Below are 1,328 nucleotides of genomic sequence, written 5' to 3'. Positions count from 1 at the left end.
TTTGTCTCTTGGGGATGGAAATTAATGTAATAAAAAATGCTCATCTACAGTTAATGAGCAAGTTTTCCCTGCTCAATAAGTAGTCTAAAATTTCTTTAAATATTTTTTGATATTCTTGCCCGAGATCTAGCGAAGATACGCGTTGAACAGCTTTTTGTTCTTCGATGAGTTCCGTCATCGTTTCGTACACTTTTTTTACGGCTTGTTGTCGTACAACCGGGCTAATCGTTGGCTTTTCCTCAATGTCAAATGTAAAAATGTCGTGAATATAAATATGACGAATGCCGTTTTCGCGCAATCCGCGAATGTATGAGTCGGTCAGTTTGACTCCTTTAGCAAGCAAAACGGCACCGTTCGGTCCGTAAATATCGACGGCGAGCACATCGCCACTTTTTGCTTCAAATATATGCACTTTGCGCATGCGATCACACCTCAGCAGAAAAATACGAACGCTTTTTCATCATCTATAAATTATAGCATAATTATCCATCAGTTTGTTCATCATTTTTTCACAAAAAATGTGACGATTGAGGAGGAGTTTTGTAGGGAATTGTAGAAATAAGTAATCAACCTTTCATAAAAGGAGGAACAGCGTATGAAATACAACATTCGCGGAGAAAACATCGAGGTTACACAAGCGATTCGAGAATATGTCGAGAAAAAAATTGGGAAGTTAGAACGTTATTTTGAATCAACGGAAGGAGTTACTGTTCACGTTAACTTAAAAGTATATAACGATAAACAATCGAAAATTGAAGTAACGATCCCAATGCCACAAATTGTATTGCGTGCGGAAGAGCGCCACGACGATATGTATGCGGCAATCGATTTGGTTGTCGATAAACTCGAACGCCAAATTCGTAAACATAAAACGAAAGTGAATCGAAAAATGCGTGAAAAAGAAGTAAACGGTGTGACGCTTACAACAACTGCTCCTGTCGCAACAGAAGAGCATGAGGAAGAAGAATTTGAAGTTGTACGTACGAAGCGTTTTAGCTTAAAACCGATGGATAGTGAAGAAGCGATTTTACAAATGAATATGCTTGGCCATAACTTTTACGTCTTTATTAATGCGGAAACAAACCGCACAAACGTCGTTTACAAACGAAAAGACGGCAAATATGGCTTAATTGAAGCGAACTAATCCTACCGCCCTCTGTCGACATAAGACAGAGGGTGGTATAATGTGAAAGGGGGTGAAAAAAGGTGGAAGCAATCTTACGTGAAATTTTAGGGAAGTTGACGAGTATTGAGAGTCATTTTTTGCAATTTCAACAAGAAGTGCGCGAAAGATTTGCGCAAATTGATGAGCGCTTTGCCCAGATCGA

The 1,328-nt window shown here is 39.0% G+C and carries 2 protein-coding genes; one reads left to right on the top strand and one right to left on the bottom strand.

Annotated features, from left to right (window positions below; genetic code table 11):
* Positions 1 to 40 precede the first annotated feature (40 nt).
* The gene (locus V7Z64_RS12775; RefSeq protein WP_297990945.1) at positions 41 to 421 is read right to left on the bottom strand and encodes a hypothetical protein; all 381 of its coding nucleotides are present in this window, start codon (positions 419 to 421) and stop codon (positions 41 to 43) included.
* Between the two features lie 174 nt (positions 422 to 595).
* Here V7Z64_RS12775 and hpf point away from each other — a divergent pair, with 174 nt between their 5' ends.
* Positions 596 to 1,144, top strand: coding sequence for a ribosome hibernation-promoting factor, HPF/YfiA family (hpf, locus tag V7Z64_RS12770; RefSeq protein WP_021093733.1), 549 nt, complete (start codon positions 596 to 598; stop codon positions 1,142 to 1,144).
* The last annotated feature ends 184 nt before the right edge of the window (positions 1,145 to 1,328 follow it).

It is taken from the genome of Anoxybacillus sp. (assembly GCF_036834105.1).
In the GTDB taxonomy this organism is placed as follows: domain Bacteria; phylum Bacillota; class Bacilli; order Bacillales; family Anoxybacillaceae; genus Anoxybacillus.
This window is presented reverse-complemented; position numbering and strand designations above follow the sequence as displayed.